The following is a 24246-nucleotide window of genomic DNA, read 5'->3' as shown; positions in this document are numbered from 1 at the left end:
TCTTTTCTGCTTATAAAACGTTTGTAGGGGCCAGCGCTCTCGCCGCCACCTGCTGCTGATAAAACAGGCGGTAGCGTTTCAAACGGCTTTCCAATTGTCCGGCGCGTCCGGCGTCGGCGTCAAAACGGGCATGCACCTCCGGTTTGCGACACACGTCAGCTTCGATGCCGCCCGCCGCCAGCCAGCCCAGCCGGGCGGCGCCCAATGCGCCGCCCGCCGCGCCGTCCCGGTGCGTGACCACCGGAATCTTTACCACGTCGGCGATCAGCTGCGCCCACCACGGACTCCTGGCGCCGCCGCCGATCAGGGAGAATTGACTGATACGGCTGCCCGCCTGCTTCATCACTTCCAGCCCGTCATCCAGACCGAACGCCACCCCTTCCAGCACCGCATAGGCCAGCGCGGCGCGTTCCGTTGAATGGGTCAGCCCGTGGAACGAGCCGCTGGCAATGGGATCGTTATGAGGCGTACGTTCGCCGGACAGATAAGGCAAAAATATCGGCGCCCGGTTTTGCTCCTCGAGGCTCAGCGCGGCCACCTCCTCCAGCAGGGCGGTTTCATGGGTGCCGAGAATCTGGCATAACCAGCGCAGGGCGCTGGCGGCGGTGAGCATAACGCTCATCTGATGCCAACGACCCGGCAGGGCGTGGCAAAAGGCGTGTACCGCCGACTGCGGATTGGGACGGAATTTTTCATTCACGGCGAAAATCACGCCTGAGGTGCCCAGCGAAATAAAGGCGTCGCCGTTATTCACCGCGCCGATACCCACCGCGCTGGCGGCGTTGTCACCGCCGCCGCCGGCGATCACCACCTGCTCCGACAGGCCCCACGCCCTCGCCACGTCGGCCTTAAGGCAGGCGGACGGCGCCGATCCCTCCACCAGCGACGGCATATTGTCCCGGCTCAGCCCGCAGGCCGCCAGGATTGAGTCGGACCAGTCCCGCTTGGCGACGTCCAGCCACAGGGTGCCGGCGGCGTCGGACATATCGGAGACCTTTTCGCCGCTCATCAACAGCCGCAGGTAGTCCTTGGGCAACAGCACGGTGTGCACGGCGGCAAAAACAGCCGGCTCATGTTCGGCGACCCACAGCAATTTAGGCGCGGTAAATCCCGGCATGGCCAGGTTGCCGGCAACCTCATGTAGCTCCGGCGCCAGCCGGGTCAGCAATGTGCACTCCTGTGCGCTGCGTGTGTCGTTCCATAAAATAGCGGGGCGCAGGACCCGATCGTGCTGGTCGAGCAATACCGCGCCATGCATCTGGCCGGAAAGCCCGATGCCGCGAATCCCGGTCCAAAGATCCGGGTGGCTGGCGCGCAGCCGTCCCACCGCCAGGTTGGTGGCGGACCACCACTGGCCGGGATCCTGTTCGGACCAGTGAGGATGGGGACGCTGCACCGTCAGGGGCTCCCCTTCGCCGGCCACCAGCTTGCCGGCGTCGTCGATAATGACGATTTTTATCTCCGAAGTGCCTAAATCAATACCGAGATACATAATGGATCCCCTTGATTAATGGGTGGCTGCCAGCCGTGTAGTCGCCTTGACCCAGCTATCCAGCCGGGCGACGGTATCCCTTAACAGCTGTTCGAATTCCGCCTTGCCGGCCAGGGGGCCGAACATCTTGCCGTCGCGGGCATACTGCCCCAGCGGATCGGCGGACGTGAACATGGCGTGGACAGCGGCTTCGTCCAGGATCCCGTCCTGATAGGCATAAGGCAGCTCCCCTTCATGCCAGCGCCGCATAAAGATAAAGAACAGCGCCGGCAGGACCGCGGTGGCTTTTGGCTGCTGGCCGCGCTGGTAGCACTCGAGCAGGGTGGGGGTAATAAAGCCCGGTATTTTGGAAAAACCGTCGGCGGCCACCCGTTGGTTGGTATCGCGGATATAGGGATTGCTGAACCTGTCCAGCACCACATCGCGATATTGGGCCAAATCAAGGGGGCTTGGCGTTAGGGAAGGGATGACATCCTGGGTGACATAATCGTATGCCATCTGCCTGATGGCATCGGTACCGGTGCTTTCGTGAATATAGCTTTGGCCGATTAACGTGCCGGCCCAGGCAATACAGCTATGACTGGCGTTCAGGATACGGATCTTGGCCTCCTCATAGGGCACCACCGTCTCCACCATCTCAACGCCGACGTTTTCCAATGCCGGACGACCGGCGGCAAAATGGTCTTCCACCACCCATTGGATAAAGGATTCACCCATCACCGGCACCCGGTCGTCCATCTTCAGCGCCTGCTTGACGCGACCCGCGATATCCGGCGACGGACGGGGAGTAATCCGGTCCACCATGGTATTGGGGGTGGTGGTATGGGCCTTGAACCAGGCCAGCAGTTCGTTTTCTCCGCGCAGGGTGAGAAATTCGGCCAGGCCGTCGCGGAACCGTTCGCCGTTATGGCGGACATTATCGCAGCTGAGCAATGTGACGCTGCCGGTATCCTGGGCACGCCGGGTTTGCAGAATACGGGCAATGGTGCCGTAAATGGTGCGGGCGCCGCCGTTGAGATCCGCCTGGATATCCGGGTTGGTTTGATCGAGTTTAAAATGCGTATCCAGGTAATACCCACCTTCGGTGACGGTAAAAGAGATGATGCGGGTATCCGCGGCCGCGCCTTGCGCCACCAGCGCCGTCAGCTGTTCGTCCCAGGGAATGACCTTGCGGATGGAGGTGATCTTTTCATACTGGCGCTCACCAGCCGGTGTCACGGTTTCCAGTGCGTATTCCCCCTTCTGGGCTGTCAATGCTTCCAGCAGCGGTTTGGCGTCGTCGCGAATATTGCCCAGGGCGATGGACCAACGTTGGTCGCCCTGCACCAGCAGGCGGTGCAAATACCAGGCCTGATGGGCGCGATGGAATGAGCCGGCGCCGATATGCATCCAGAAAAAGTGGTTAAGAGTGGACATAACTTATCGTACCTCGCAGAGAGTGGATGAGCATAAGCTCACAAAACGGGTAATTGCTTAGATGGAAAGCTTAATCGAAGAATAGCCCACTAAATGAGCTTTAGCTCACATATCAAAAATGATTGATTTACGGGGCGGGACCAGGGCGGGTATATTTCATTCACAAATACAATATGAGTGTGAAGATGAGTAAAAGCTTCCGAAAACTGGATCAGGCCGCGCGGGCCGCCTGGATGTATTACGTCGCGGGCAAGACGCAACATGAAATCGCCGACGTGCTGGGCGTATCGCGCCAGGCGGCGCAGCGCCTGGTGGCCCTGGCGTCTGAAAACGGCCTGGTTCGGGTGAACATTACCCATCCTGTGGCTGAATGTACCGCCCTGTCGGAACGTCTGGCCCAACGCTTCAATTTAACGGTTTGTCAGGTGGTGCCCTCAGGCGGCATGGAAACGGACAGCATCAGCAGCATGATTGCGGTGGCGGGCGCCGAAGTGATGATGCAGTTTGCCGAACAAGAACAGCCTAAGATCATGGCGGTCGGCTCCGGACGCGCGCTGCGGGCCACTATAAATGAAATGGCCCAATTGGATCGTCCCCAGCATAGCTGCGTCTCGATGATTGGCGCCATTGCCTCGGACGGTTCCTGTACCCGTTATGACGTGCCGTTATGGATGGCGGAAAAAACCCAGGGCAAGTATTTTATCCTGCCGGCGCCGCTGTTCGCCGATAGCCTGACGGACAAAGAGCTATGGTGTAATCACCGCATTTACCGCATGGTCTCCGATAAAGCGGCGCAGGCGGATGTGACCTTTATCGGTATCGGCCAGCTGAATTATCACTGCCCGTTGCATACCGACGGTTTTATCACCGACGACGAGGTGGAACGTCTTACACAGGCGGGCGTGGTGGCGGAAATTATCGGTCATTTTATCGGCGCCGACGGACTTAGGGTAGTCAGCGAAATGGATGACCGGCTCACCAGCGTCTCCATGCGGCCACACCCCGATAAACCGGTTATCGCTTTCGCCGGCGGCAGTGAAAAATTCCAGGCCATTCAGGCGGTATTAACCGGCGGCTGGGTCAACGGCCTGGTGACCGATGAGGAAACGGCGATGAAACTCCTGGCCGAGGCAGTCTGAGTGTCCCGCGAAGGCCGGCTGACCACGACCATCCAACGCATCGGCACGCTGGGTCCGTTTTGATGTCTCATCGTTGATTGAAATATAGTTGCATGATACAACTATACTCCCTGCCCTTTCATGGAAGCCGCCATGTCCGCCGCCCTCCTTGATGCCATCCGTGTCGCCTCCCGTCGGCTGGTGCGCGAATTCGGCTTTATGCGCCCCACCCTGGCCGGCTCCGATCTCTCCCCCTCATCGGTGCATGCACTGGTTGAAATCGGCAGCCGCGGAGCGATGACGGCGGCGGAGCTTTCCGAGGTGCTCCAGCTGGAAAAATCCAGCGTCAGCAGGATGTTGCGCAAATTTATTGCCCACGGACAGCTTTGTGCGGGCGTCAGCCCACGGGACGGGCGGTCAAAAACCCTCACCCTGACCCGGAAAGGCCGGGATACACTGGCGGCCATCGATGCTTACGCCCGCGCGCAGGTGGCGGGGGCGCTGGAAAAACTTCCTGCCGACGCCCAGGGTAAAGTCCTGCACGGCCTGTCAAACTATGCTGACGCCCTTGAAGCTTACCGCCGCGGGTCCGTTGCACCGGTGCCCGCCGTCAGTATAGAAAGCGGATACCGCCCGGGCGCCATCGGTCGGACGGTGGAAATGCACGCCAGTTATTACTCGCGCACGGTAGGTTTCGGGGCCTTTTTTGAAAGCAACGTTGCCGCCGGCATGGCGGAATTCGTCAGTCGGCTTGATCATCCCCGCAATCAGATTTGGCTGGCCTTAGAGGACGGCAATATCATCGGTACCATCGCCATTGACGGTGAGGACCTGGCCGTTGGCCGCGCTCATCTACGCTGGTTTATTGTGGAAGACGGACGGCGCGGCGGGGGCGTGGGAAAAACACTATTAGCCGCCGCCCTGGCGTTTTGCGACCGGGCGGGTTTTGCCGAAACCGGGCTGTGGACCTTCAGCGGGCTGGACGCCGCCAGACGGCTTTACGAGGCGGCGGGTTTTGTCCTGACGGAAGAATCTACCGGCACTCAGTGGGGCAAAGAGATGACGGAGCAATGTTTTATCCGGGCCGGCGGAAATGTTGCGCCAAACGAACCTTGAGGTAATGCCCTAGGGCTTCCGGCAGTGAATGAATCAAGACGGCGTGCATGCCGCCGTAAGCTTCGCCCGCACGCTCCAATCCGATCCTATCCTTAGACATATTTCCGTAAAGCTTAGCCGTTGTTCGCATTTTGTTTTATTTTTGCTCCGCCCTTTCCCGCCGGCGTCCCGCGCTGCACCGCTCTGCGCGTGAAGGCCGTTTTATTTTATCCTTCTCTAACGCTATACGGCTGTACATCCTGACGTCCAAATAGCAGATTATATTACCTATTAGCATATAAAGTAGTTATTTGTTCTTTAAATTCCTCTCTGTTTCGGCCCTATTATCCGGCAAAAGCCCCTTTCGGCGTCCAACAGGGAGACCGTTATGCCATTACCCGATTCCGTGCTCGATTTGATCGGTAATACGCCGACCATGGAACTCAAGCAGCTGGACAGCGGCCCTTGCCGCTTATTTCTGAAACTGGAAAACCAAAACCCCGGGGGGTCCATTAAAGACCGGGTGGCGCTGTCGATGATTGAGCAGGCGGAGCTTGAGGGCGTGCTGACGCCGGGGGGCACCATTATCGAGGCCACCGCCGGCAATACCGGACTGGGTCTGGCGCTGGTGGCGGCTCAGAAGGGCTACCGGTTAATGCTGGTGGTGCCGGATAAAATGAGCCGCGAGAAAATTTTTCATCTACGGGCGCTGGGGGCAAAAGTCGTGCTGACCCGTTCCGATGTGGGCAAGGGCCATCCCGCCTATTATCAGGATTATGCCCGCCGGCTGGCTCAAGAGACCCCCGGGGCGTTTTATATTGATCAATTCAATAACCCCGCCAATCCCCTGGCCCATTACCGCACCACCGCTCCGGAACTGTGGCAGCAGATGGACGGGCAGATAGACGCCATTGTGGTGGGCGTCGGATCCGGCGGCACGCTGGGGGGACTGCGGCGTTTTTTTGCCGAAGTGTCGCCCCGTACCGAATTCATCCTGGCGGATCCGGCGGGATCGGTATTGGCGGATCGGGTTGAGCACGGCACCCTGCCCGCCGCCGGCAGCTGGCTGGTGGAGGGCATCGGCGAAGATTTTATTCCGCCCCTCAGCCAGGTGGAACAGCTGACCAAGGCCTACCGCATCAGTGACGGCGAGTCTTTCGATACCGCCCGCGACCTGCTGCTTAAAGAAGGCATCCTGGCAGGCTCCTCCACCGGGACGCTGCTGGCGGCGGCGTTGCGCTATTGCCGGGAGCAGCGAACGCCCAAGCGGGTGGCGACGTTCGCCTGCGACAGCGGTAATAAATACCTGTCCAAGATGTTTAACGATGACTGGCTGCGGCAGCAGGGATTACGGCAGCGGCCCGCCACCGGCGATCTGCGCGATTTTATCGCCTTTCGCCACGACGAGGGGGCGACGGTCTCCGCCCTGACCGACGACACCCTGGCCACCGCCCACGCCCGTATGCGCCTGTACGATATCTCCCAACTGCCGGTGCTGGATCAGGGCCGGCTGGTGGGACTGATAGACGAGTGGGACATCCTGACGCGGGTACGGGCGGATGCGAGCCGGTTCGCCCTGCCGGTGTCGGATGCCATGACCGGCGAGGTATTTACCCTGTCGAAAGAAGCCGACGAAGCCACCCTGTTGAAGACCTTCGCCCGGGGACATGTGGCGGTGGTCATGGACGGCGAACAATTTCTGGGCCTGATTACCCGCGCCGATGTCTTAAACACCTGGCGCAACCGCATTCACTCATAAGGATAAACCATGACCGACATAGCGACCCTCGCCGTTCACAGCGGCTATACTCCGGACGCCACCGGCGCGGTAATGCCGCCGATTTACGCCACTTCCACCTTTGCCCAAACCGCGCCGGGGGAACACAGCGGTTATGAGTATTCACGCAGCGGCAATCCCACCCGCCACGCCCTGGAACAGGCTATCGCCCAACTGGAGGGGGGCAGGACCGGATTCGCCTTCGCCTCCGGACTGGCGGCCTGCGCCACGGTGCTTGAGCTGCTGGACCACGGCAGCCATGTGGTGGCGGTGGATGACGTTTACGGCGGCACCTACCGGCTGTTGGAAAAAGTGCGCAGCCGCAGCGCCGGCTTGCGTATCAGTTGGGTCAAACCCCAGGATCCCGCCGCGCTGGAGCGGGCCATCGAGCCGCAGACCCGAATGATCTGGGTGGAAACCCCCACCAATCCCCTGCTGAAGCTGGCGGATCTGGCGGCCATCGCCGCTATCGCCCGGCGCCATAATCTGATAAGCGTCGCTGATAACACCTTTGCCTCGCCGGTCTTGCAGCAGCCGCTAACACTGGGGTTCGATATCGTGGTGCACTCCGCCACCAAATACATCAACGGCCACTCTGATGTGGTGGCCGGGCTGGCGGTGGTGGGGGATAATCCGGCCCTGGCGGAGCAACTGGCCTTTTTACAGAACGCCGTCGGCGGCGTGCTTGATCCCTTCAGCAGCTTTTTGACCCTGCGGGGCATACGTACCCTGGCGTTGCGTATGGCGCGCCATAGCGAAAGCGCGCAACGCATTGCCGAATGGCTCGCACGGCGGCCGGAAATCGTGGCGGTGTATTATCCCGGCCTGTCCGACCATCCGCAGCACGACCTGGCCCGCCGGCAGATGCGCGGCACCGGCGGCATGATCTCCCTTCGTCTGCGGGGCGATGACGACAGCGCCGCCAAACGATTTATCGGCGGTCTTAATCTGTTCACCCTGGCGGAAAGCCTGGGGGGCGTTGAAAGCCTGGTGAGCCAGCCTTTCACCATGACCCATGCCTCGATTCCATTGGAGCAGCGCCTGGCCAACGGCATCACGCCGCAGCTGGTGCGCCTGTCGGTGGGTATCGAGGATGCCGGCGATTTGATTGAGGATCTCGGCCGGGGACTGGCGATACTGTAGCGTTAGCCGGTAAGTTCGCTGCTGGTGTCAGGCAAATTTGTTGCGCACGATGTCGGCGTAATAACGCTCCGCCACATCGGGATGGGATCGCAGGCGCCCCTTCAGATAGTTCCAGCCGACGTCCCGCAGCAATGGATTCAGGGGGTCGCTGGCCGGTCCCCGCGCCTGGGCGGCCAGGTCGGAAGGCAGTTTAAATACAGGCACCACCGCATCCAGTCGCGCGCCGAGAAAGAAGGCGATGGAGAGCCGATCCCGGTCCGAGGGAGGCGAGACCACCCGGTGGACCGTGGCGCGCAGATAACCGTTGGTGGCTAGCTCGAGCAGTTCGCCGATATTCACCACAAAGGTGCCGGCCACGGGTTCGGCATCCAGCCAATGGTTTTCCTCCACCTCTACCTGCAGGCCCTTTTGCCGGTCCTGCAACAGGAAGCTCAGGAAACCGGAATCTTTATGGGCACCGACCCCTTGGGTGCTGCCGGTGTGATCCCGTCCGGGATAACGGATCAGTTTGATGTGTTCGTTCGGCTTATCCCCATACAGGGTGTCGAAAGCCTGCTCAGGCAGCGACAACGCTTGGGCAAAAGCGCGCAACAGGCGCAGGGACATGGCGGTCATCTCGTTTTGCCAGCGCAGCAGAACGGGTTTCAAGGCCGGGATCCCGTCGGGCCATTGATTAGGGCCTTGCAGCCGGGTCCAGCCGGGTGACTGTGGGGTTTGCGGCAACGGCTCGCGCTCCGCGCCGATATCGAACTGCTCGCGCCAGTCGGGCTGTCCGCGGGTCAACTCGGCGGCGGCACGGTTATAGCCGCGGAAATGGGGGGAATTCACCATGGCCACCGACTGCTTTTGGGCGTCGGGCAGGGCAAAAAATTCACGGGATAATTGTTGAACCCGAGTCAGCAACTGCGTATCGACGCCGTGGCCGGTCAGGTAGAAGAAACCGATATCACGCGCCGCGTGGCGCAGTTCGGCGAGAAAAGCGTTACGTTCCGCCGGGCTATGCTCCAGCCGGGACAGATCCAATAGCGGTAAAGACGTGGTACTCATAGGCTGCTCCGTTGATCTTTGTTGGTTCCGGGGGAAGGACACAAGATGCCGCGCAGCAACAACAGTATTCAGTCATGATTCACTCCGATGAAAGGCCGGGTTACCCGAAAAATTTTATTTTCGCAGCCGTGGATTAATGTTTAAAAATTATCACCAGGCCCTCTCCTGCGCCCAATACCGTTACGTTCTATCTTATTTCCGCCCCTGCTATACCCGTCATTCAGGTAACCCAATCTTTCAACCCGGTTTGCTATCCTTGCCATGCTTGGGATATAAATCATACATAGATCACATTTTTAACATCACCAACCTAAGAAGGTCTGAGCATGAAAATAGTGAATCGGGTATTACTCACCAACGACGATGGCTTCGATGCGCCGGGACTGGCATTACTGGCCCAGGCGGCGGAGGAAATTGCCGAGGAAGTCTGGATCGTGGCGCCGTCCCAGGACAAAAGCGGGGTCGCCAACTCCCTGAGCATGCGCGCGCCGGTACGGGTGGTAAACCGGGGCGTACGGCATTTTGCGGTTTACGGTACGCCGGCTGACTGCGTGGCATTCGCCATTCGCCAGGCGATGAAGGATACCCCGCCGGATCTGGTGCTGTCGGGTATCAATAACGGCTCCAACCTGGGATTTGAAACCCTGTTGTCCGGTACGGTGGGCGCGGCCACCACCGGCATGCTGCTGGGTATTCCCTCCATTGCGCTGAGCCAGAACCGGGATCCGGATAACGAGGTGAATTGGGACAGCGCCCGCCGCCATGTGGTGAAGACCCTGCGGCAGTTGTTGCAGCATCCTTGGGATAAGCAGGTCTGCCTGAACGTGAATTTCCCGGATATCGCGGCGGACAAGGTCAAGGGCATTCGGGTAACCGCCCAGGGTATGGGCAAGGTGGACGGTCTGACGGTTGACGCCACCCGTGACCCCCATGGCGAAGACTATTTCTGGATACGGGTGCAGCACGGCCGGCTGGACCGCCCGGCAAACAGCGAACTGAAGCTTAACGAAGAAGGCTATATCTCGGTGTCTCCGCTGACCTTTGAACGGACCCAAACCAATGAATACCAACGCCTCGGCGCGCTCTACAGCCAGGATTTCTAGGGGGTCGGAAGCATGCCTTATCCCTGGAATTCCCAGCGGATACACCGGCCGTCAAACCGGCGACATCTCTTTTATTATGTGGGCCAACATCTCAACCGCCCGGGCTTGCCGGTCATTCCATTCATATGAAATGTTGAAGCGGAAGTAATTATTATAGAGACCACCGGCGGAAAACATCCTGCCCGGGGCGATACTGATTTTTTGCCGCAACGACCGGCGATACAGCTCGGTGGCGTCCACACCCGGCGGCAGCTCAATCCACAGGAAATAACCGCTGTGGGAGTCATTGATACGCACCTCGGGCAGCAGGCGATGCAAGGCTTGCCGGTAGCTGTTTTTACGCTGCTCCAGCAGCCGGCGCATCCGCCGCAGGTGACTGTCATAGCCGCGTGTGGAGAGATAATTCGCCAGCGCCAGCTGCATCGGCGCGCTGGCGGATAAGGTGCTCATCAGCTGTAATCGCTGGATCCTGCCGGCCATCTCACCGGCAGCCACCCAGCCAATCCGGAAACCCGCCACCAGGCATTTGGAAAACGACGAACAGTGCATCGCCATGCCCTGCATATCATAGGCTTTGGCCGGCAGGGGTTTATGGGTACCGAAATAGAGCTCGTGGTAAACATCGTCTTCTATCAAATAGACGTTATGGCGCTGCAACAGCGCCACCAACTGCCGTTTTTTCTCGTCGGACAGGGTGCAGCCCAAGGGATTCTGGCCGTTGGTCATTACCCAGCAGGCTTTGACCGGATAGTCGTTGAGCGCCTGTTCCAGCGCCGCAAGATCGATGCCGAATCGCGGATGGGCGGCAACGGCCAGGGCTTTCAACTGCAACCGTTCCAACGCCTGAAGCGCGCCGTAGAATGCCGGGTTTTCCACAATGACCCAGTCCCCGGGGCGGGTGACCGCCTGCAGGCTCAGGTTCAGCGCCTCCATCGCGCCGGCGGTAATGACGATTTCATCCGGCGAAATCCGCATGCCTTGTAAGGCATAACGCCGGGCAATGGTGTTACGCAACGTCTCGTTGCCGGGGGGCAGATTATCCACTACGCGCAGGGCGCTGATGGAATGGGCGACCCGGGACAGGGATCGGATCAATTGCTGCCGGGGGAATAAGCCGGGATCGGGAAATGCCGAACCGAAGGGCACGATGTCAGGATCCCGGCCGGCCTGCAGCATCTCGAAAATAAAGTCATTGATATCCACCGATTCGGCGGGCTGAAGCCGCTGATGCGCCGCCGGCTGCGTAAGAAACTCGACCTTCGGCGCCACATAATATCCGGACTGTGGACGGGAAACGATCCAGCCCTGGCTTTCCAGGATCTGGTAGGCGCGCATCACGGTCATCAGGCTGATACCGGAACTTGCCGCCTGTTCACGCAGCGAGGGCAGCTTCCCCCCGGCCTGCCAGATATTGGCGCTAATCTGTTCGCGCAGCCGCTGAACCAGCGTCTCATATTTGCTCGGCACCGACGGCCCTCCTGTTATAGACCGCGTGGATTTACCCGCGCTGCGGGCTTCCGTCCTGTTCAATAATCTTGAATTTCCCCGGCGGCGGCGGTGGGAAATATCACCTCGGACAGGCCACTGTTATAGCATAAATCAGGCTTTCTGTTACTGTTATGCTCCCACTCGACCCTCTATGATCCGAACGGAGGATAACCCCAGCCGGTTATCAGACATTCAGCCGTTAGCGCGAGGTTCGTCATGTTCGGGGTAGATGCTTTCCACCTTGCCAGAATTCAGTTTGCCTTTACGGTGTCTTTCCACATTATCTTCCCGGCCATTACCATCGGACTGGCCAGTTATCTGGCGGTGCTGGAGGGTTTATGGCTGAAAACCGGCGATGATGACTATCGCAGCCTTTATCACTTCTGGTCGAAGGTGTTCGCCGTCAATTTCGGCATGGGGGTGGTGTCGGGGCTGGTGATGGCTTACCAGTTCGGCACCAACTGGAGCGGTTTTTCCCAATTCGCCGGCAGTATCACCGGACCGCTGCTGACTTACGAGGTCCTGACGGCGTTTTTTCTCGAGGCCGGCTTTCTCGGCGTCATGCTGTTCGGCTGGCAGCGGGTGGGCAACGGCCTGCACTTCTTTGCCACCTGCATGGTGGCGCTGGGCACGCTGATCTCCACCTTCTGGATCCTGGCCTCCAACAGCTGGATGCAAACCCCGCAGGGGTATATCGTCCAGCAGGGGCAGGTGGTGCCGGTGAACTGGTTCGAGGTCATTTTTAATCCCTCGTTCCCCTACCGGCTGCTGCACATGACTACCGGCGCCTTCCTGGCCAGCGCACTGTTCGTCGGCGCATCGGCCGCCTGGCACCTGCTGCGGGGCAACGACACCCCGGCCATACGGAAAATGCTGTCCATGGCGATGTGGATGCTGGTGTTGATCGCGCCGATCCAGGCGGCGATCGGCGATATGCACGGGCTGAACACCCTGCAATACCAGCCGGCTAAAATCGCCGCCATCGAAGGGCACTGGGAAAATGTGCCCGGCCAGGCGACTCCGCTGATTCTGGCGGGACTGCCCGATATGTCGGCGGAAAAAACCCGCTATGCGCTGGAAATCCCCTACCTCGGCAGCCTGATCCTGACCCATAGCCTGCAACGGCAGGTGCCGGCGCTCAAAAATTTTGCCAAAGAGGACCGGCCAAATTCCACGATTGTTTTCTGGTCATTCCGCATTATGGCCGGCCTGGGCATGCTGATGATTCTGCTGGGGCTGTCAAGCCTCTGGCTGCGCCGTCGGCAGAGGCTGTACCGTTCACGGATATTTCTGCGCTTCGCCCTGCTGATGGGACCGGCGGGATTGGTGGCCGTCCTGGCGGGCTGGGTGACTACCGAGGTCGGCCGGCAACCCTGGGTGGTATACGGCGTGCTCCGTACCAAAGATGCGGTTTCCGCCCATGGCTCGCTGCATATGAGCCTCAGTTTACTGGCGTTTGTCCTGATTTACTCTTCGGTATTCGGCGTGGGCTACGGCTATATGATGCGGCTGATACGTCAAGGCCCCCACTATGGTAAAGAGCAAATGGGAGAGAGAAAATAACATGGGTATCGATCTGCCGGTCATCTGGTTTGTGATAATCATTTTCGCCACGCTGATGTATATCGTCATGGACGGTTTCGATCTGGGCATCGGCATACTGTTTTTCATGACCCGGGACCGGCCGGCCCGCGATCAGATGATCAATAGCGTGGCGCCGGTGTGGGATGGTAATGAAACCTGGCTGGTGCTGGGAGGGGCCGCGCTGTTCGGCGCGTTTCCCTTGGCCTACTCGGTGATTATCGACGCGCTGTCGATCCCCTTGACCCTGATGCTATTTGCCCTGATTTTTCGCGGCGTCGCCTTTGAATTCCGTTTCAGGGGCTCCCTCGCCCATCGGTCTTTCTGGGATTGCTCCTTTATGCTGGGTTCCCTAGCGGGCACCTTTTGCCAAGGCGTGGTGGTGGGGGCCTTTATCCAGGGATTTCCAGTGGAGGGCCGGCGATACGCCGGCGCGGCGTTTGACTGGTTAACGCCGTTTTGCCTGTTTTGCGGACTGGGTCTGGTGGCGGCCTATACCCTGCTGGGCTGTACCTGGTTGATTATGAAGACTGAACATGATCTGCAGCGGCATATGTACCGGCTGGCAAAGCCCCTGTTATTGGCGCTGCTGACGGTGATATTGGTGATTAGCCTGTGGACGCCCCTGGCGCACCCGGCCATCGCCCGGCGCTGGTTGGTACTGCCCAATCTGTTTTATTTCCTGCCGGTGCCCGTGCTGGTGCTGCTTTGCGCCGGGTGGCTGTGGCGGGGAATCAAGCGCCGGGCCGATATCTCGCCGTTCATGATGACCTTGATACTGATTTTTCTCGGTTTCACCGGGCTGGGCATCAGTATCTGGCCTTACATCATCCCGCCGTCCATCGATATCCGGGCCGCCTCGGCTCCGGCGCAAAGCCAGGGATTTATGCTGGTGGGCGCCCTGCTGATCATTCCGGTGATCCTGGTGTACACTTTCTGGAGCTATTTTGTCTTCCGGGGAAAAATCAATCCGCACGAGGGATACCATTGAAATGGCGACGGCTGTTATGGCTGCTGACGCTGTGGGCGGCCAGCGTGCTGGCATTGGGGGTGGTTGCCGGCCTGTTCCGGCTGCTGATGACCGCGGCCGGTATGAGAACTCACTGAGATAACCTGGACCGCTTAGCCGAAATCATGCCAAGCCGCTGAATGCCGCGTCCCTCACCGGCTATCGTATTAACATTATGCGGCGTTACTGTCCGCCAATCCGGATCGGCTATCGCTCCAGTTCTGGTAAAAGCGCTGCAAAATCAGCAGCGGCCACTCCGGCTCCGCCAGTGAGTGCAGGCTGGCCAATTGTTCTTGTGCGCCGCTCCGGGTGCTATGGCGCAAACAGCTCGCCATCAATGACCGGCTGAATTCGGGATGGAACTGCAGCGAAAATGTTTGCTGACTGTAGCGGATAATCTGGCAATCGTCCCGGGGCGAGACGGCCAATACCTGTGCCTCGGCGGGAGGACGCAGCACGGTTTGGAGATGAGACAGCCAGACGGCAAACTGCCCCGGCAGACCTTCCAGCAGCGGATCGTCGTCGGTTCGGGCGGTGATGCGCACCTGTTGCAATCCCCCCTCCCAGCCGCGCGGATTATCGGCAACCACGCCCCCCAGCGCATAAGCGATGAGCTGATGTCCGTAGCAAATCCCCAGTAACGGCAGCTCCAGGGCATGAATCCCGCGGATCCAGGCGGCGGTGATCTCGCTCCAGGGAGCATGATCGGTGACCATTGACCAGGATCCGGTAATGATGGCCGCCGAAATCCGATCCGGATCGGGCAACCGATCGCCGCGATAGGGACGGATCAATACATATTCATGGGATTTCAGCCCTAGTCTGTCAACAAACCACTGGTACTGCTCCCCCACCTCGGCGGCAATCGCCGCCGGTGGTTCTCCCATCTGGACAATCGCCAGCGGCGCGTAAAAGGGTAAGTCCATTGCTGATTCCAATTCTTATGCTGATTTGATTTCCGGCGGGATCAAAACCGATCGCGCCACAACGTCATGCCAACTGAGGCCGGCTACAGCGTTAACGCCGGTTCATCATACTATTATGCCCGCCCCGGCGCTTTCAGGTCCACCGGCGATCGAGGTTTTTCCATGCTATTTAATGATGACCTTAGCAAGAAAAATGCTAATTGCTCATATACGCCGGGTACCCGGCGTGCATGCGGTTGGGTTCGATCAACCGAGGGATTGCCCCTGCTCGAGTTTCCTGATGAGCTCCACCCGCCGTTGATGCCGGCCGCCTTCAAACTCGGCGGACAGCCATGCGTCAACGATCATTTTTGCCAGTTCGCCGCCAACCACGCGGGAGCCGAAGGCCAATATATTGGTATTGTTATGTTGGCGTGAGAGCTTGGCCGAATAAGGCTCGCTGCACGCCACGGCGCGTATACCCGCCACTTTATTGGCGGCGATGGAGATGCCGATGCCCGAACCGCAGATCAGGATGCCCAGATCCGCTTCATGATTCACCACCGCATCGGCAACCAACTTGGCATAAAGGGGATAATCAGTGCGCTCCGACGAATAGGTGCCTTTATCAATGACGGAAATACCCTTGGATTCGAGATGGCCGATGATCTCCGGCTTTAATAACCAACCCACATGATCGCAACCAATGGCAATTTTCATCATTCGCTCACCTTAATCCCTTCCTGGGCTACTATTCGGATAGGGATGAATCGTCGGATAATGCCCCTGAACCGAGAGACATTCCAGGGGCGCATGTTTATATAAACCAAACATTATAATAAAATACTTAATATAATATTATAATACTGTGAAGTTATGCTACTCACGTCTATTAGCAGAGTTAGATCGTCACGCACCACAACATGCCTATAATGCCTCCGATTTTATGGCATAAAGCGGCAAAACGCAAGGGAATCGCTCACGAGTTCATAGCCGAAAACAGCGGACCGCACCGATCCGGCGGTTTACTATGGCCGAGCTTATCTTCACGATTTATATTATTTTCATAAATATTTCGTTATGGTCGAGGATATCATCTTCTTTCGTGCCACGGCATGATGGCTTTATCACCGGTCGGTTTGCTATAACTGGCAACCTTGACCTATTACGGAGGGCAGTAAATGGTGGATCTGATCAATAACGAAAATGCTTTGGCGATTGGCGCAAAAATAAAGATGTCGCTCTCGCTGCTCAATACAACGGAACGCGGGATCGCCGAGTGGCTCATCACCAAAGGCAACGTGAACAAACAAACCAGTATTAAACACGTCGCTTCGTCATTGAATGTTTCGGAACCCCTTATCGTAAAAGTGGCTAAAAAGCTGGGATATACCGGTTTCCGCGAATTACGCCGGGCGTTATGGACCTATTTTGCTTCTTTACCCTTTGATAAAGAAGAGGAAATTTCTGAGGATGACAGCATCGAGCTTGTGCTGGATAAAATTTTTAATAATTCCATCAATGCGTTAAAAGAAGCGCAATCCGTCGCTGACCCGACGGTTATTACCGAAGCATCGAGATTAATACTGCTGGCCGGGCATGTGACGCTGTTTGGCGTAGGCGGATCGGCCACGGTATGCCTGGATTTTGAACACAAGTTATTGCGCATCGGCATCCTCAGTCATTCCTATAACGATTATCACCTGATGCTCATGGTGGCCTGTCAGCTTAGCGAAGGGGATGTGATAATTGTTATTTCACAGTCCGGAGACACCCGCGAGCTGCTCCAGGCCGTGCAGGTAGCGAAAGAACGGGGCGCCAAAATCATCTGTATCACCAACGACAACGTTTCCCTTCTGTCGCAATTATCCGATTTATCCATTTTCAGCCCCGCCCGTGGCGGCCCGTTATTGGGCCAAAATGCCGTAGCCCGTATCATCCAGCTTAATTTGCTCGATACGCTGTTTATTGCCCTTATTTTGCAGGACTATCACGGGGCGAAAGAAAAACTGGAACGGAGCATCGAAATCGTCAAACCTTTACATGGCAAAGGATAAACAACTGAATAGGAAGGCTCAATGAACGATCTCTTTTCTTTGCGGAATAAAACGGTATTAATCACCGGTTCCGCGCGGGGTATAGGTTTTATTCTGGCCCGGGGATTGGCGCAATATGGCGCTGACGTCATTATCAACGGCACCACCGCCGAGGGTACGGATAAAGCGGTGCATGAACTGCGGGAGCAGGGTTATACCGCTTATTCAATGCCGTTTGACGTAACCGACGGCGACGCGGTAAAGGACGCTATCCAGCGCATTGAATCCACTATCGGTGCCATTAATGTACTGATAAACAATGCCGGTATCCAGCGGCGCCATCCCTTTACCGAATTTCCGGAGCAGGAGTGGGATGAAGTTATTGCGGTAAACCAAAAGTCGGTATTTCTGGTTTCCCAGGCAGTCGCCCGCTATATGATGAAACGAAACCGCGGTAAAATCATCAATATCGGCTCGATGCAAAGCGAACTGGGCCGGGATACCATCACGCCTTATGCCGCGTCAAAAGGCGCCGTAAAAATGCTCACCCGCGGGATGTGCGTTGAGCTGGCCCGTTATAATATTCAGGTAAACGGTATTGCCCCCGGCTATTTCAGCACCGACATGACCAAAGCCCTGGTGGAAGATGAAGCCTTTACCGCCTGGCTGACCAAACGCACCCCCGCCGCCCGCTGGGGCGATCCGCAGGAACTTGTCGGCGCGGCGGTGTTTCTCGCGGCTAAAGCCTCTGATTTTGTCAACGGACATCTGCTGTTTGTGGATGGCGGCATGCGCGTGGCGGTCTGATTGATTACCCCATGGTTAAAACAAGGGAGGGCTAAATACGCCGATTACGGACCGCGTTTAATTTCAGAGCGCCGACCTACAGACTTACCATGATGGCCCGGGAACATGATGTGGCGGGAACATGATGCGCCGGGAAAATAATGCGCACGTCCCGTCCGGTTTACGCCTGGCGGTCGCAAGGCTTCACCGGCTGGTATCGGTCCGTGCGCTATCCTTATTTAATTTGTGCTTAAGGCCACTGCTTCCCTGTACTTTTCATTCTCCATGGTTACGCCGGCGAGAAAGTGCTGGAGTTCACGAATTCGATAACCGGACGCGGCCCCGGCGTGATTATCGATCTTGGGACCGGCGCCATTACCTCCGGCAAATGCCTGCGCAATATGGCCGGTACCGTTATTCCGCCGGCGGGTGTTTCCCCCTGTTGCCCGTTAGCGGGTATAATCATCCCAAGGACGCCGGTGGACCTCCCGGGCGTAACTACGTAACCACATCACTACATGACTACAGCGGCGCGATAACGCATGAGCGAATTGACTTATCTGCAGGGATACCCGGAACATCTGCTGACGCAGGTGCGGCAACTGATAAGCGAGCAACGCCTGGGACAGGTATTGCAACAGCGCTACCCCGGGGCCCATAACATCACCAGCGACAAAGCGCTCTATCTGTATGTCGTTGAGTTGAAAAATGCCTATTTGCGGAATGCGCCGTCGGTGGACAAAGTGGCCTGGGACAGCAAGATTCACGTGTTAAAAAACGCCCTCGGCCTACATACCGCCGTATCGCGCATCCAGGGGTCCAAACTCAAGGCCAAGGCGGAAATCCGTATTGCCACGGTATTCAAAAGAGCGCCCGCCGATCTGCTGCGAATGATCACCGTGCATGAATTGGCGCATTTGAAAGAAAAGCAGCATGACAAGGCATTTTATCAGTTGTGCTGTCATATGGAGCCCCGCTATCACCAGCTCGAGTTCGATACCCGCCTTTGGTTGACCCACCTCGCGCTGGCCGATGAGGAAAGCCGCGACTGATTTCTGGGCCGTATAAGCTACAGAGAACGAACACCTGCCAATATAGCCATCAGGAGGTTTATCTTGTCTGAGCGTTTCGACGGTTCACTGAAATTAATTATCGACCGGGGTCGGCATGCATCATCCCCGGCGGTATAAGGTTGTGCTATTGTCGTTATCCGTTTTGAAAAACTGATAACCCGATGAAAAATAATATATACGCTCCAGATAGGGTCATTACCGAGGCCGACCGGGTCCTGGGATGGCGGGACTTCTTTTCGTTATGGTTCTCCTTGGGTATCGGCCTGGCGGTGCTACAGGCCGGCGCCGTGCTGTCCCCCGGACTGGGCATGGTGAATTCGCTGTATGCCGTCACGCTCGGTTCGCTGCTGGGATGCCTTCTGCTGGCGCTGGCCGGGGTCATTGGTTTCGACACCGGGCGTTCATCCATGGCTTCCATGGCCTTCAGCCTCGGTAAGACCGGCGCCTCGGTACCGGCGTTGCTGAACCTGCTGCAATTGATAGGCTGGGGCGCCTTCGAGATTGTCATGATGCGCGATGCGGCGTCGTTATTGGCGGCGCGGGCGTGGGGCAGCCAGAGTATCTGGGCCGATGCCACCCTTTGGACATGGCTGTTCGGCATCGGCGCCACCGCCATCGCCCTAGGGGGGCCGCTAGCGTTTATCCGGCTGGTGTTACGGCGTTGGGGAATTTATTTGCTGCTTATCGCCTGTGCGTGGCTAAGCCTGTCGTTATGGCGGCACGGCGATATTCAACGGCTGGCGGCGACTACAGGCAACGGCAGCCTGCCGTTTGCCGCCGGCTGCGATATTGTTATCTCCATGGCGCTGTCCTGGCTGCCGCTGATTGGTGATTACACCCGTTTTGGCAAAAGCGCCCGGCAAAGTTTTCTCGGCACTCTCGGCGGTTATCTGCTGGGCAGCCTGTGGATGATGGCTCTCGGCGGGGCTTATGCCCTGGCGTATGCGGGCAACGGCGATGCCAACGCGCTATTGGTGGCGTTGTCCGGCGCCGCCATGGGTATCCCGCTGTTGCTGATCCTGATTGACGAAAATGAAAACGCCTTCGCCGACATCCATTCGGCGGCATTGTCCTCGGCGCTGTTCATCCCGCGCCAGGTAAGGCCTTTGACCTTAATCATCGGGATCGTTTGTACCCTCATCGCCTGGCAGGTGCCGCTGTCTCAATACGAAAACTTTCTGTTGCTTATCGGGTCGGTCTTTTCGCCGTTATTCGGCGTGGTGCTGGCGGAGCATTTCCTGATTCGCCGCCGTCGCCGTCTGACTCCCGGCGCCGGTTTGTCCTGGCGGGCATTCGTCGCCTGGATAGTCGGTATCGTGGTTTATCAGCTGCTGGTGCGTGACTTTCCCCAGGTAGGCGCCACGCTGCCGTCGCTGGTGATTTCCGGGTTGCTGCATCTTGGCTTGGCCCGGCGTGCAGAATTTAATAGCGCTCGTTAGAAAAACATTGACGGCGCCGGACGGTGGCCCTAGTTTGATAGCGGTTATACGTTGGCGCCAGCGGGCGCGCTTCTCTTTTTTTATCTGTTCGATTACCCTAAGAAGGTTTTTATGGTTACCCCGGCACAACAAAACATCAGCTTTTACCAGGCCTCGGTGCCTGTTTTTATCCGCATGTTGACGAATTTGTCATCCCTGCTGGCTAACGCGGCGACCCATGTACAGGAACAGAACATCGAGCCGTCAGAGTGGATCAACGCGCGGCTGGCCCCGGATATGTTCACCCTGGCAAGACAGGTTCAATCCGCCAGCGACGCGGCCAAAGCCGGCGCTGCCCGATTGGCTGGCTGCGAAGTGCCCAGCTTCCCGGATACCGAAACCACTTTTGACGAACTGCAGGCGCGTATCGCCAAGACCCTGACTTTCCTGGGTAATTTGCAGCCGGAGCAGTTCGTGCACAGCGGCGAGCGTCCCATCGTCATGAATATGCGCGGCAGTGAAAAAACCTTCACCGGCTATGACTACCTGTTCCAACTGGCGTTTCCGAATTTGTTTTTCCATGTCACCACCGCCTATGACATCATGCGTCACCTGGGCCTGGCCATTGGTAAAAAAGATTACTTAGGGTCCATCTAATAAGAAGCACATAACAAAAACGCCGGCAAAATGTGCATCATTTTGTCGGCGTTTCGTTAAGTTGGTGTTTGAGGGGAGGCAACTTACCTCCCTGGCGCTTTAACAGCTTATGGCTACATTTTAACAATAGCGTGCAATCCATTATTCGTAAATTTCAGCGGTGCCGCGCATTTCGTTATTACCGGTCACCGAGGTAATGCGAAACGATCTGGCGCCGGCCTGAGCGGCTTTTTCCGCCAGCTGATTTTCAATGGAGGTCACGTCATGGCCACCGGTGACGGTGATTACACCCACTTGCTGCTGTTCGGCCGGAGCAGAGCTTACCAGGTCGGCGGCGAAGCTGCCGAATGACAGTGTGCTCAATGCAATGGCGGCGATGGTGTATTTTACGTTGTTCATTTTCACGGTCTCTCTTTAAAGTGTGTGTTTGAAATACCGATAGCGATATCGTTATTTCATGCAGATGTTTTTTTTCAGCGGGCGGGGATATATTCCCCCGCCGGGGTTATTTGTTTACGCTGTTATATAATGCTATTTATTTATTACTGCCTGTTTATTGATGGCTAACGGCGCTTATTGATAAATTTCAGCGGTACCGTGCATTTCGTTATTACCGGTCACCGAGATAATACGGAATGATTTGGCGCCGGACTGGGCGGCTTTATCCGCCAGCTGGCTTTGGATTGAGGTCACGTCATGGCCGCCGTTAACGCTTATCACGCCAACTGACTGCTGCTGCGCCGGGGCCGAGCTTACCAGGTCGGCGGCGAAGCTGCCGAATGACAGGGTGCCCAGTGCAATGGCGGCGATGGTGTATTTTACGTTTTTCATTTTCACGGTCTCTCTTTAAAGTGTGTGTTTGAAATACCGATAGCGATATCGTTATTTCATGCAGATGATTTTATTCAGCGGACGGGGATATATTTCCCCGCCGGGGCTATTTGTTTACGCTGCTAATACGTTACTGCTTATTTATTACTGCTTGTTTATTGCTGTTTATTGCTGTTTATTGGTGGCTAACGGCGCTTATTGATAAATTTCAGCGGTGCCGTGCATTTCATTATTACCGGTAACCGAGATAATACGGAATGATTTGGCGCCGGACTGGGCGGCTTTATCAGCCAGCTGACTTTCAATGGAGGTCACGTCGTGACCGCCGTTGACGCTGATAACGCCCACTGACTGCTGCTGCGCCGGAGCTGCGTTTACCAGGTCGGCGGCGAAGCTACCGAATGACAGGGTGCTCAGTGCAATGGCGGCGATGGCGTATTTTACGTTTTTCATGATGTTGGCTCTCTGGTAAGTAAAGGATTTTTTCTCTTTGACGTTAATTTCTTAACGTTCGATAACTAAATACTAATCCTCTCGGCTCAGGGGATCAACTCTTTTTTATTATCGATCGTTAATTTAATATATAACTTCCTAAAATTATTGAGAAAAAAACTTTAAAATTTTCTTCATTCGATCTTGACGCGCCAGGAAAATCACCCTTTTATTAACATTCGTTAATTATATAGGGGAGACAGCCTGATGGGAAGCGGGAATCCTTCAATAGCCTCATTGGCAACCCGGTTTGGACCGGGCGGAGATGGCGGTCAGATTGAGAAAGCAGCGTCTTATACCGGTCAGAGTTGCCGGTCAAACCGAGAAAACGGCGTTTTATACCGGGCCAGATTCCCGGTCAAACCGAGAAAACGACGTCTTATACCGGTCAGTGTTGCCGGTCAAACCGAGGGTCGGCGACAGCCGTCTTGAGAGGCCTCAGCAGGGATAAAGATCAAGATTCCGTCAGGCGTTTAAGCAGCGTAATAGCATCGGCAAGCTGTTCAAGCTCATGGGGGGCAAAATGATTGCTGATGGCATGGAACAGCCAATCTTCACGGGCCGCGCGGCCGGCCTTTATTATCTCGCGGCAGCGCTCGCTCAGGGATAACAGCGTTTGTCGGCCGTCGGAGGGATCCGGCGTGCCGCTTATCATACCGGCGGCTTCCAACGTCGCCACCGTGGCGCCCATGGACTGCGGGCGTACGCCCTCCGCCTTGGCGAGAGTAGTGACGGTGGCGGGGCCTTCTCGTTCCAAACGCAAAATAACCGATTTTTGCGACCAGGTATAATCCCCGGGTTGCGCCTGTTCACGCAATCGCCGGCTCAAATTGCCGATCAGCAGCCGTAGCTCTCCCGCCATGGCCACGGCGCTGGTTTCGGGTTCGCGCTGTTTATTGTCCATCATTCCCCTGGTCGCCCAATTGCCCGCTAAAAGACTACTGTAACAAATTACGCGGCTAATCGAAAAACTTTAGGACCGGCTGCCCCGGGGCGTGCCCAATCGCCGTTCAATGGCGCTGGAGGCGATTTGCAGCAGGATAACCATAACCACGTAAAACAGCGCCGCCAAAAGATAGGCCTGAAGATTGAGGAAGGTGGCCGAGGCAACCATCTGCGCGTTACGCATCAGTTCGGTCACGCCGATGACCGAGGCCAGGGAGGTTCCCTTGAGCACAATGATAAACTCGTTGCATAACGGCGGGAACGCCACCCGCAAGGCCTGCGGCAGGATAATGCGCCGCATGGCCTGCGGATAGGTCATGCCGATGGAGCGGGCGGCCTCCATCTGTTCACTGTGGATGGAGGTGATGCTGGCGCGGATGATTTCAGCGGTGTAGGCGCCGGCGTTGACCGCAAAGGCCAGGGTGGCGGCGAACAGGCGATTATCCAGCGGACTCAGCAGTTTTATCAATAACGGACTGCCGGCCTGACTGGCCCAGGCCGGCAGTCCGAAATACACCAGATAGAGTAATACCAGAGGCGGCACACCCCGAAACAGCGTCACATACCCCAGGCACAGCAAACGCAGCGGGGTACGACGGGATAACCGGCCCAAGGCCACCAGCAGACCTATCAGCAATGCCCCGATCATGGCGAAAACCGTTAGGGCAAGCCCCACCAGGGCGCCTTTTAAATAAAGCGGCGAATACGCCACCATAAAGTCCATCATTGCTCGGGCCATCCCCTTATTAACGATTCGACGATACGACAAGTCAGCGGCTCAGCGGCTCGATGACGAACAGGCTCCCGGGACGGTGTCAATGCGGCGATCCATCG

The 24246-nt window shown here is 57.2% G+C and carries 24 protein-coding genes and 1 pseudogene; 14 read left to right on the top strand and 11 right to left on the bottom strand.

Features of this window, described 5'->3' with window-relative positions; translation table 11 throughout:
* Positions 1 to 10: 10 nt before the first annotated feature.
* Together xylB and dalD are read right to left on the bottom strand one after the other, a co-directional pair.
* The gene (gene xylB, locus HB631_RS05695) at positions 11 to 1492 is read right to left on the bottom strand and encodes a xylulokinase (RefSeq protein WP_213990194.1); all 1482 of its coding nucleotides are present in this window, start codon (positions 1490 to 1492) and stop codon (positions 11 to 13) included.
* A 15-nt stretch (positions 1493 to 1507) separates the two neighbouring features.
* The gene (dalD, locus tag HB631_RS05690; RefSeq protein WP_213990193.1) at positions 1508 to 2908 is read right to left on the bottom strand and encodes a D-arabinitol 4-dehydrogenase; all 1401 of its coding nucleotides are present in this window, start codon (positions 2906 to 2908) and stop codon (positions 1508 to 1510) included.
* 185 nt (positions 2909 to 3093) lie between these two features.
* On the opposite strand from dalD, the gene HB631_RS05685 reads away from it, so the two are divergent.
* The 4 genes from HB631_RS05685 (at position 3094) to HB631_RS05670 (ending at position 8041) form a co-directional block, all read left to right on the top strand.
* A complete protein-coding gene (locus tag HB631_RS05685) occupies positions 3094 to 4047 on the top strand; it encodes a sugar-binding transcriptional regulator (RefSeq protein ID WP_213990192.1) in 954 nt (317 codons plus the stop codon).
* A gap of 132 nt (positions 4048 to 4179) precedes the next feature.
* Positions 4180 to 5142, top strand: coding sequence for a helix-turn-helix domain-containing GNAT family N-acetyltransferase (locus HB631_RS05680; RefSeq protein WP_213990191.1), 963 nt, complete (start codon positions 4180 to 4182; stop codon positions 5140 to 5142).
* A 367-nt stretch (positions 5143 to 5509) separates the two neighbouring features.
* Positions 5510 to 6880 carry a cystathionine beta-synthase gene (locus HB631_RS05675; RefSeq protein WP_213990190.1) on the top strand — a complete coding sequence of 457 codons (1371 nt, stop codon included), beginning with the start codon at positions 5510 to 5512 and terminating at the stop codon, positions 6878 to 6880.
* A gap of 9 nt (positions 6881 to 6889) precedes the next feature.
* Positions 6890 to 8041 carry a PLP-dependent aspartate aminotransferase family protein gene (locus HB631_RS05670; protein ID WP_213990189.1) on the top strand — a complete coding sequence of 384 codons (1152 nt, stop codon included), beginning with the start codon at positions 6890 to 6892 and terminating at the stop codon, positions 8039 to 8041.
* A 27-nt stretch (positions 8042 to 8068) separates the two neighbouring features.
* Here the strand turns inward: HB631_RS05670 and HB631_RS05665 are convergent, their stop codons facing one another.
* The gene (locus HB631_RS05665) at positions 8069 to 9088 is read right to left on the bottom strand and encodes an isopenicillin N synthase family oxygenase (RefSeq protein WP_213990188.1); all 1020 of its coding nucleotides are present in this window, start codon (positions 9086 to 9088) and stop codon (positions 8069 to 8071) included.
* Positions 9089 to 9414: 326 nt separating this feature from the next.
* Here HB631_RS05665 and surE point away from each other — a divergent pair, with 326 nt between their 5' ends.
* A complete protein-coding gene (gene surE / locus HB631_RS05660) occupies positions 9415 to 10191 on the top strand; it encodes a 5'/3'-nucleotidase SurE (protein WP_213990187.1) in 777 nt (258 codons plus the stop codon).
* A gap of 51 nt (positions 10192 to 10242) precedes the next feature.
* Here surE and HB631_RS05655 read toward each other — a convergent pair whose 3' ends face one another.
* The gene (locus HB631_RS05655; RefSeq protein ID WP_345945692.1) at positions 10243 to 11658 is read right to left on the bottom strand and encodes a PLP-dependent aminotransferase family protein; all 1416 of its coding nucleotides are present in this window, start codon (positions 11656 to 11658) and stop codon (positions 10243 to 10245) included.
* A gap of 237 nt (positions 11659 to 11895) precedes the next feature.
* On the opposite strand from HB631_RS05655, the pseudogene HB631_RS05650 reads away from it, so the two are divergent.
* The 3 genes and pseudogenes from HB631_RS05650 to HB631_RS05640 form a co-directional block, all read left to right on the top strand.
* Positions 11896 to 13206, top strand: a pseudogene (locus HB631_RS05650) (cytochrome ubiquinol oxidase subunit I); the annotation flags it as partial.
* Positions 13207 to 13243: 37 nt separating this feature from the next.
* Positions 13244 to 14251, top strand: coding sequence for a cytochrome d ubiquinol oxidase subunit II (gene cydB, locus HB631_RS05645; RefSeq protein ID WP_213990536.1), 1008 nt, complete (start codon positions 13244 to 13246; stop codon positions 14249 to 14251).
* Positions 14242 to 14367 carry a DUF2474 family protein gene (locus HB631_RS05640; RefSeq protein ID WP_213990537.1) on the top strand — a complete coding sequence of 42 codons (126 nt, stop codon included), beginning with the start codon at positions 14242 to 14244 and terminating at the stop codon, positions 14365 to 14367. The genes cydB and HB631_RS05640 overlap by 10 nt, the downstream gene beginning before the upstream one ends.
* Before the next feature lie 75 nt (positions 14368 to 14442).
* Here HB631_RS05640 and HB631_RS05635 read toward each other — a convergent pair whose 3' ends face one another.
* Both HB631_RS05635 and rpiB read right to left on the bottom strand, forming a co-directional pair.
* On the bottom strand, positions 14443 to 15195 hold the full coding sequence (locus tag HB631_RS05635) for a glutamine amidotransferase (RefSeq protein ID WP_213990185.1): 753 nt from the start codon (positions 15193 to 15195) through the stop codon (positions 14443 to 14445).
* A gap of 246 nt (positions 15196 to 15441) precedes the next feature.
* Complete coding sequence (rpiB, locus tag HB631_RS05630) at positions 15442 to 15897, bottom strand: ribose 5-phosphate isomerase B (RefSeq protein ID WP_213990184.1); 456 nt, start codon at positions 15895 to 15897, stop codon at positions 15442 to 15444.
* A gap of 458 nt (positions 15898 to 16355) precedes the next feature.
* Between rpiB and HB631_RS05625 the strand changes: the two genes are divergently transcribed.
* From HB631_RS05625 to HB631_RS05600, 6 genes are all read left to right on the top strand, one after another.
* The gene (locus HB631_RS05625; RefSeq protein WP_213990183.1) at positions 16356 to 17231 is read left to right on the top strand and encodes an SIS domain-containing protein; all 876 of its coding nucleotides are present in this window, start codon (positions 16356 to 16358) and stop codon (positions 17229 to 17231) included.
* A gap of 21 nt (positions 17232 to 17252) precedes the next feature.
* Positions 17253 to 18017, top strand: a complete 765-nt coding sequence (gene idnO, locus HB631_RS05620; RefSeq protein WP_213990182.1) for a gluconate 5-dehydrogenase — start codon at positions 17253 to 17255, stop codon at positions 18015 to 18017.
* Positions 18018 to 18301: 284 nt separating this feature from the next.
* On the top strand, positions 18302 to 18502 hold the full coding sequence (locus HB631_RS05615; RefSeq protein WP_213990181.1) for a hypothetical protein: 201 nt from the start codon (positions 18302 to 18304) through the stop codon (positions 18500 to 18502).
* Between the two features lie 36 nt (positions 18503 to 18538).
* Complete coding sequence (locus HB631_RS05610; protein ID WP_213990180.1) at positions 18539 to 19048, top strand: M48 family metallopeptidase; 510 nt, start codon at positions 18539 to 18541, stop codon at positions 19046 to 19048.
* Between the two features lie 182 nt (positions 19049 to 19230).
* On the top strand, positions 19231 to 20508 hold the full coding sequence (gene cytX / locus HB631_RS05605; protein ID WP_213990179.1) for a putative hydroxymethylpyrimidine transporter CytX: 1278 nt from the start codon (positions 19231 to 19233) through the stop codon (positions 20506 to 20508).
* Positions 20509 to 20619: 111 nt separating this feature from the next.
* Positions 20620 to 21144, top strand: coding sequence for a DUF1993 domain-containing protein (locus tag HB631_RS05600; protein WP_213990178.1), 525 nt, complete (start codon positions 20620 to 20622; stop codon positions 21142 to 21144).
* 141 nt (positions 21145 to 21285) lie between these two features.
* Here the strand turns inward: HB631_RS05600 and HB631_RS05595 are convergent, their stop codons facing one another.
* From HB631_RS05595 to HB631_RS05575, 5 genes are all read right to left on the bottom strand, one after another.
* Positions 21286 to 21543 (bottom strand): YdgH/BhsA/McbA-like domain containing protein, encoded by a 258-nt coding sequence (locus HB631_RS05595; protein WP_213990177.1) that lies wholly within the window; start codon positions 21541 to 21543, stop codon positions 21286 to 21288.
* A gap of 174 nt (positions 21544 to 21717) precedes the next feature.
* A complete protein-coding gene (locus tag HB631_RS05590) occupies positions 21718 to 21975 on the bottom strand; it encodes a YdgH/BhsA/McbA-like domain containing protein (RefSeq protein WP_213990176.1) in 258 nt (85 codons plus the stop codon).
* 195 nt (positions 21976 to 22170) lie between these two features.
* A complete protein-coding gene (locus tag HB631_RS05585; RefSeq protein ID WP_213990175.1) occupies positions 22171 to 22428 on the bottom strand; it encodes a YdgH/BhsA/McbA-like domain containing protein in 258 nt (85 codons plus the stop codon).
* 493 nt (positions 22429 to 22921) lie between these two features.
* A complete protein-coding gene (locus HB631_RS05580; RefSeq protein WP_255556834.1) occupies positions 22922 to 23374 on the bottom strand; it encodes a MarR family transcriptional regulator in 453 nt (150 codons plus the stop codon).
* Positions 23375 to 23440: 66 nt separating this feature from the next.
* Positions 23441 to 24139 carry an amino acid ABC transporter permease gene (locus HB631_RS05575; RefSeq protein WP_213990174.1) on the bottom strand — a complete coding sequence of 233 codons (699 nt, stop codon included), beginning with the start codon at positions 24137 to 24139 and terminating at the stop codon, positions 23441 to 23443.
* Between the last annotated feature and the right edge of the window lie 107 nt (positions 24140 to 24246).

Origin of the sequence: Sodalis sp. dw_96, from assembly GCF_018449575.1 — a bacterium.
Taxonomy (GTDB): Bacteria; Pseudomonadota; Gammaproteobacteria; order Enterobacterales; family Enterobacteriaceae; genus Acerihabitans.
This window is presented reverse-complemented; position numbering and strand designations above follow the sequence as displayed.

Coding starts and splice junctions, on each gene's coding strand:
- rpiB (WP_213990184.1), bottom strand. CDS start 15,897: ATGATGAAAATTGCCATTGGTTGCGATCATGTGGGTTGGTTATTAAAG.
- surE (WP_213990187.1), top strand. CDS start 9,415: ATGAAAATAGTGAATCGGGTATTACTCACCAACGACGATGGCTTCGAT.
- HB631_RS05665 (WP_213990188.1), bottom strand. CDS start 9,088: ATGAGTACCACGTCTTTACCGCTATTGGATCTGTCCCGGCTGGAGCAT.
- HB631_RS05575 (WP_213990174.1), bottom strand. CDS start 24,139: ATGATGGACTTTATGGTGGCGTATTCGCCGCTTTATTTAAAAGGCGCC.
- HB631_RS05600 (WP_213990178.1), top strand. CDS start 20,620: ATGGTTACCCCGGCACAACAAAACATCAGCTTTTACCAGGCCTCGGTG.
- HB631_RS05685 (WP_213990192.1), top strand. CDS start 3,094: ATGAGTAAAAGCTTCCGAAAACTGGATCAGGCCGCGCGGGCCGCCTGG.
- HB631_RS05585 (WP_213990175.1), bottom strand. CDS start 22,428: ATGAAAAACGTAAAATACGCCATCGCCGCCATTGCACTGAGCACCCTG.
- HB631_RS05610 (WP_213990180.1), top strand. CDS start 18,539: ATGAGCGAATTGACTTATCTGCAGGGATACCCGGAACATCTGCTGACG.
- idnO (WP_213990182.1), top strand. CDS start 17,253: ATGAACGATCTCTTTTCTTTGCGGAATAAAACGGTATTAATCACCGGT.
- HB631_RS05595 (WP_213990177.1), bottom strand. CDS start 21,543: ATGAACAACGTAAAATACACCATCGCCGCCATTGCATTGAGCACACTG.
- HB631_RS05680 (WP_213990191.1), top strand. CDS start 4,180: ATGTCCGCCGCCCTCCTTGATGCCATCCGTGTCGCCTCCCGTCGGCTG.
- HB631_RS05590 (WP_213990176.1), bottom strand. CDS start 21,975: ATGAAAAACGTAAAATACACCATCGCCGCCATTGCACTGGGCACCCTG.
- HB631_RS05635 (WP_213990185.1), bottom strand. CDS start 15,195: ATGGACTTACCCTTTTACGCGCCGCTGGCGATTGTCCAGATGGGAGAA.
- cydB (WP_213990536.1), top strand. CDS start 13,244: ATGGGTATCGATCTGCCGGTCATCTGGTTTGTGATAATCATTTTCGCC.
- HB631_RS05675 (WP_213990190.1), top strand. CDS start 5,510: ATGCCATTACCCGATTCCGTGCTCGATTTGATCGGTAATACGCCGACC.
- dalD (WP_213990193.1), bottom strand. CDS start 2,908: ATGTCCACTCTTAACCACTTTTTCTGGATGCATATCGGCGCCGGCTCA.
- HB631_RS05580 (WP_255556834.1), bottom strand. CDS start 23,374: ATGATGGACAATAAACAGCGCGAACCCGAAACCAGCGCCGTGGCCATG.
- cytX (WP_213990179.1), top strand. CDS start 19,231: ATGAAAAATAATATATACGCTCCAGATAGGGTCATTACCGAGGCCGAC.
- xylB (WP_213990194.1), bottom strand. CDS start 1,492: ATGTATCTCGGTATTGATTTAGGCACTTCGGAGATAAAAATCGTCATT.
- HB631_RS05670 (WP_213990189.1), top strand. CDS start 6,890: ATGACCGACATAGCGACCCTCGCCGTTCACAGCGGCTATACTCCGGAC.
- HB631_RS05625 (WP_213990183.1), top strand. CDS start 16,356: ATGGTGGATCTGATCAATAACGAAAATGCTTTGGCGATTGGCGCAAAA.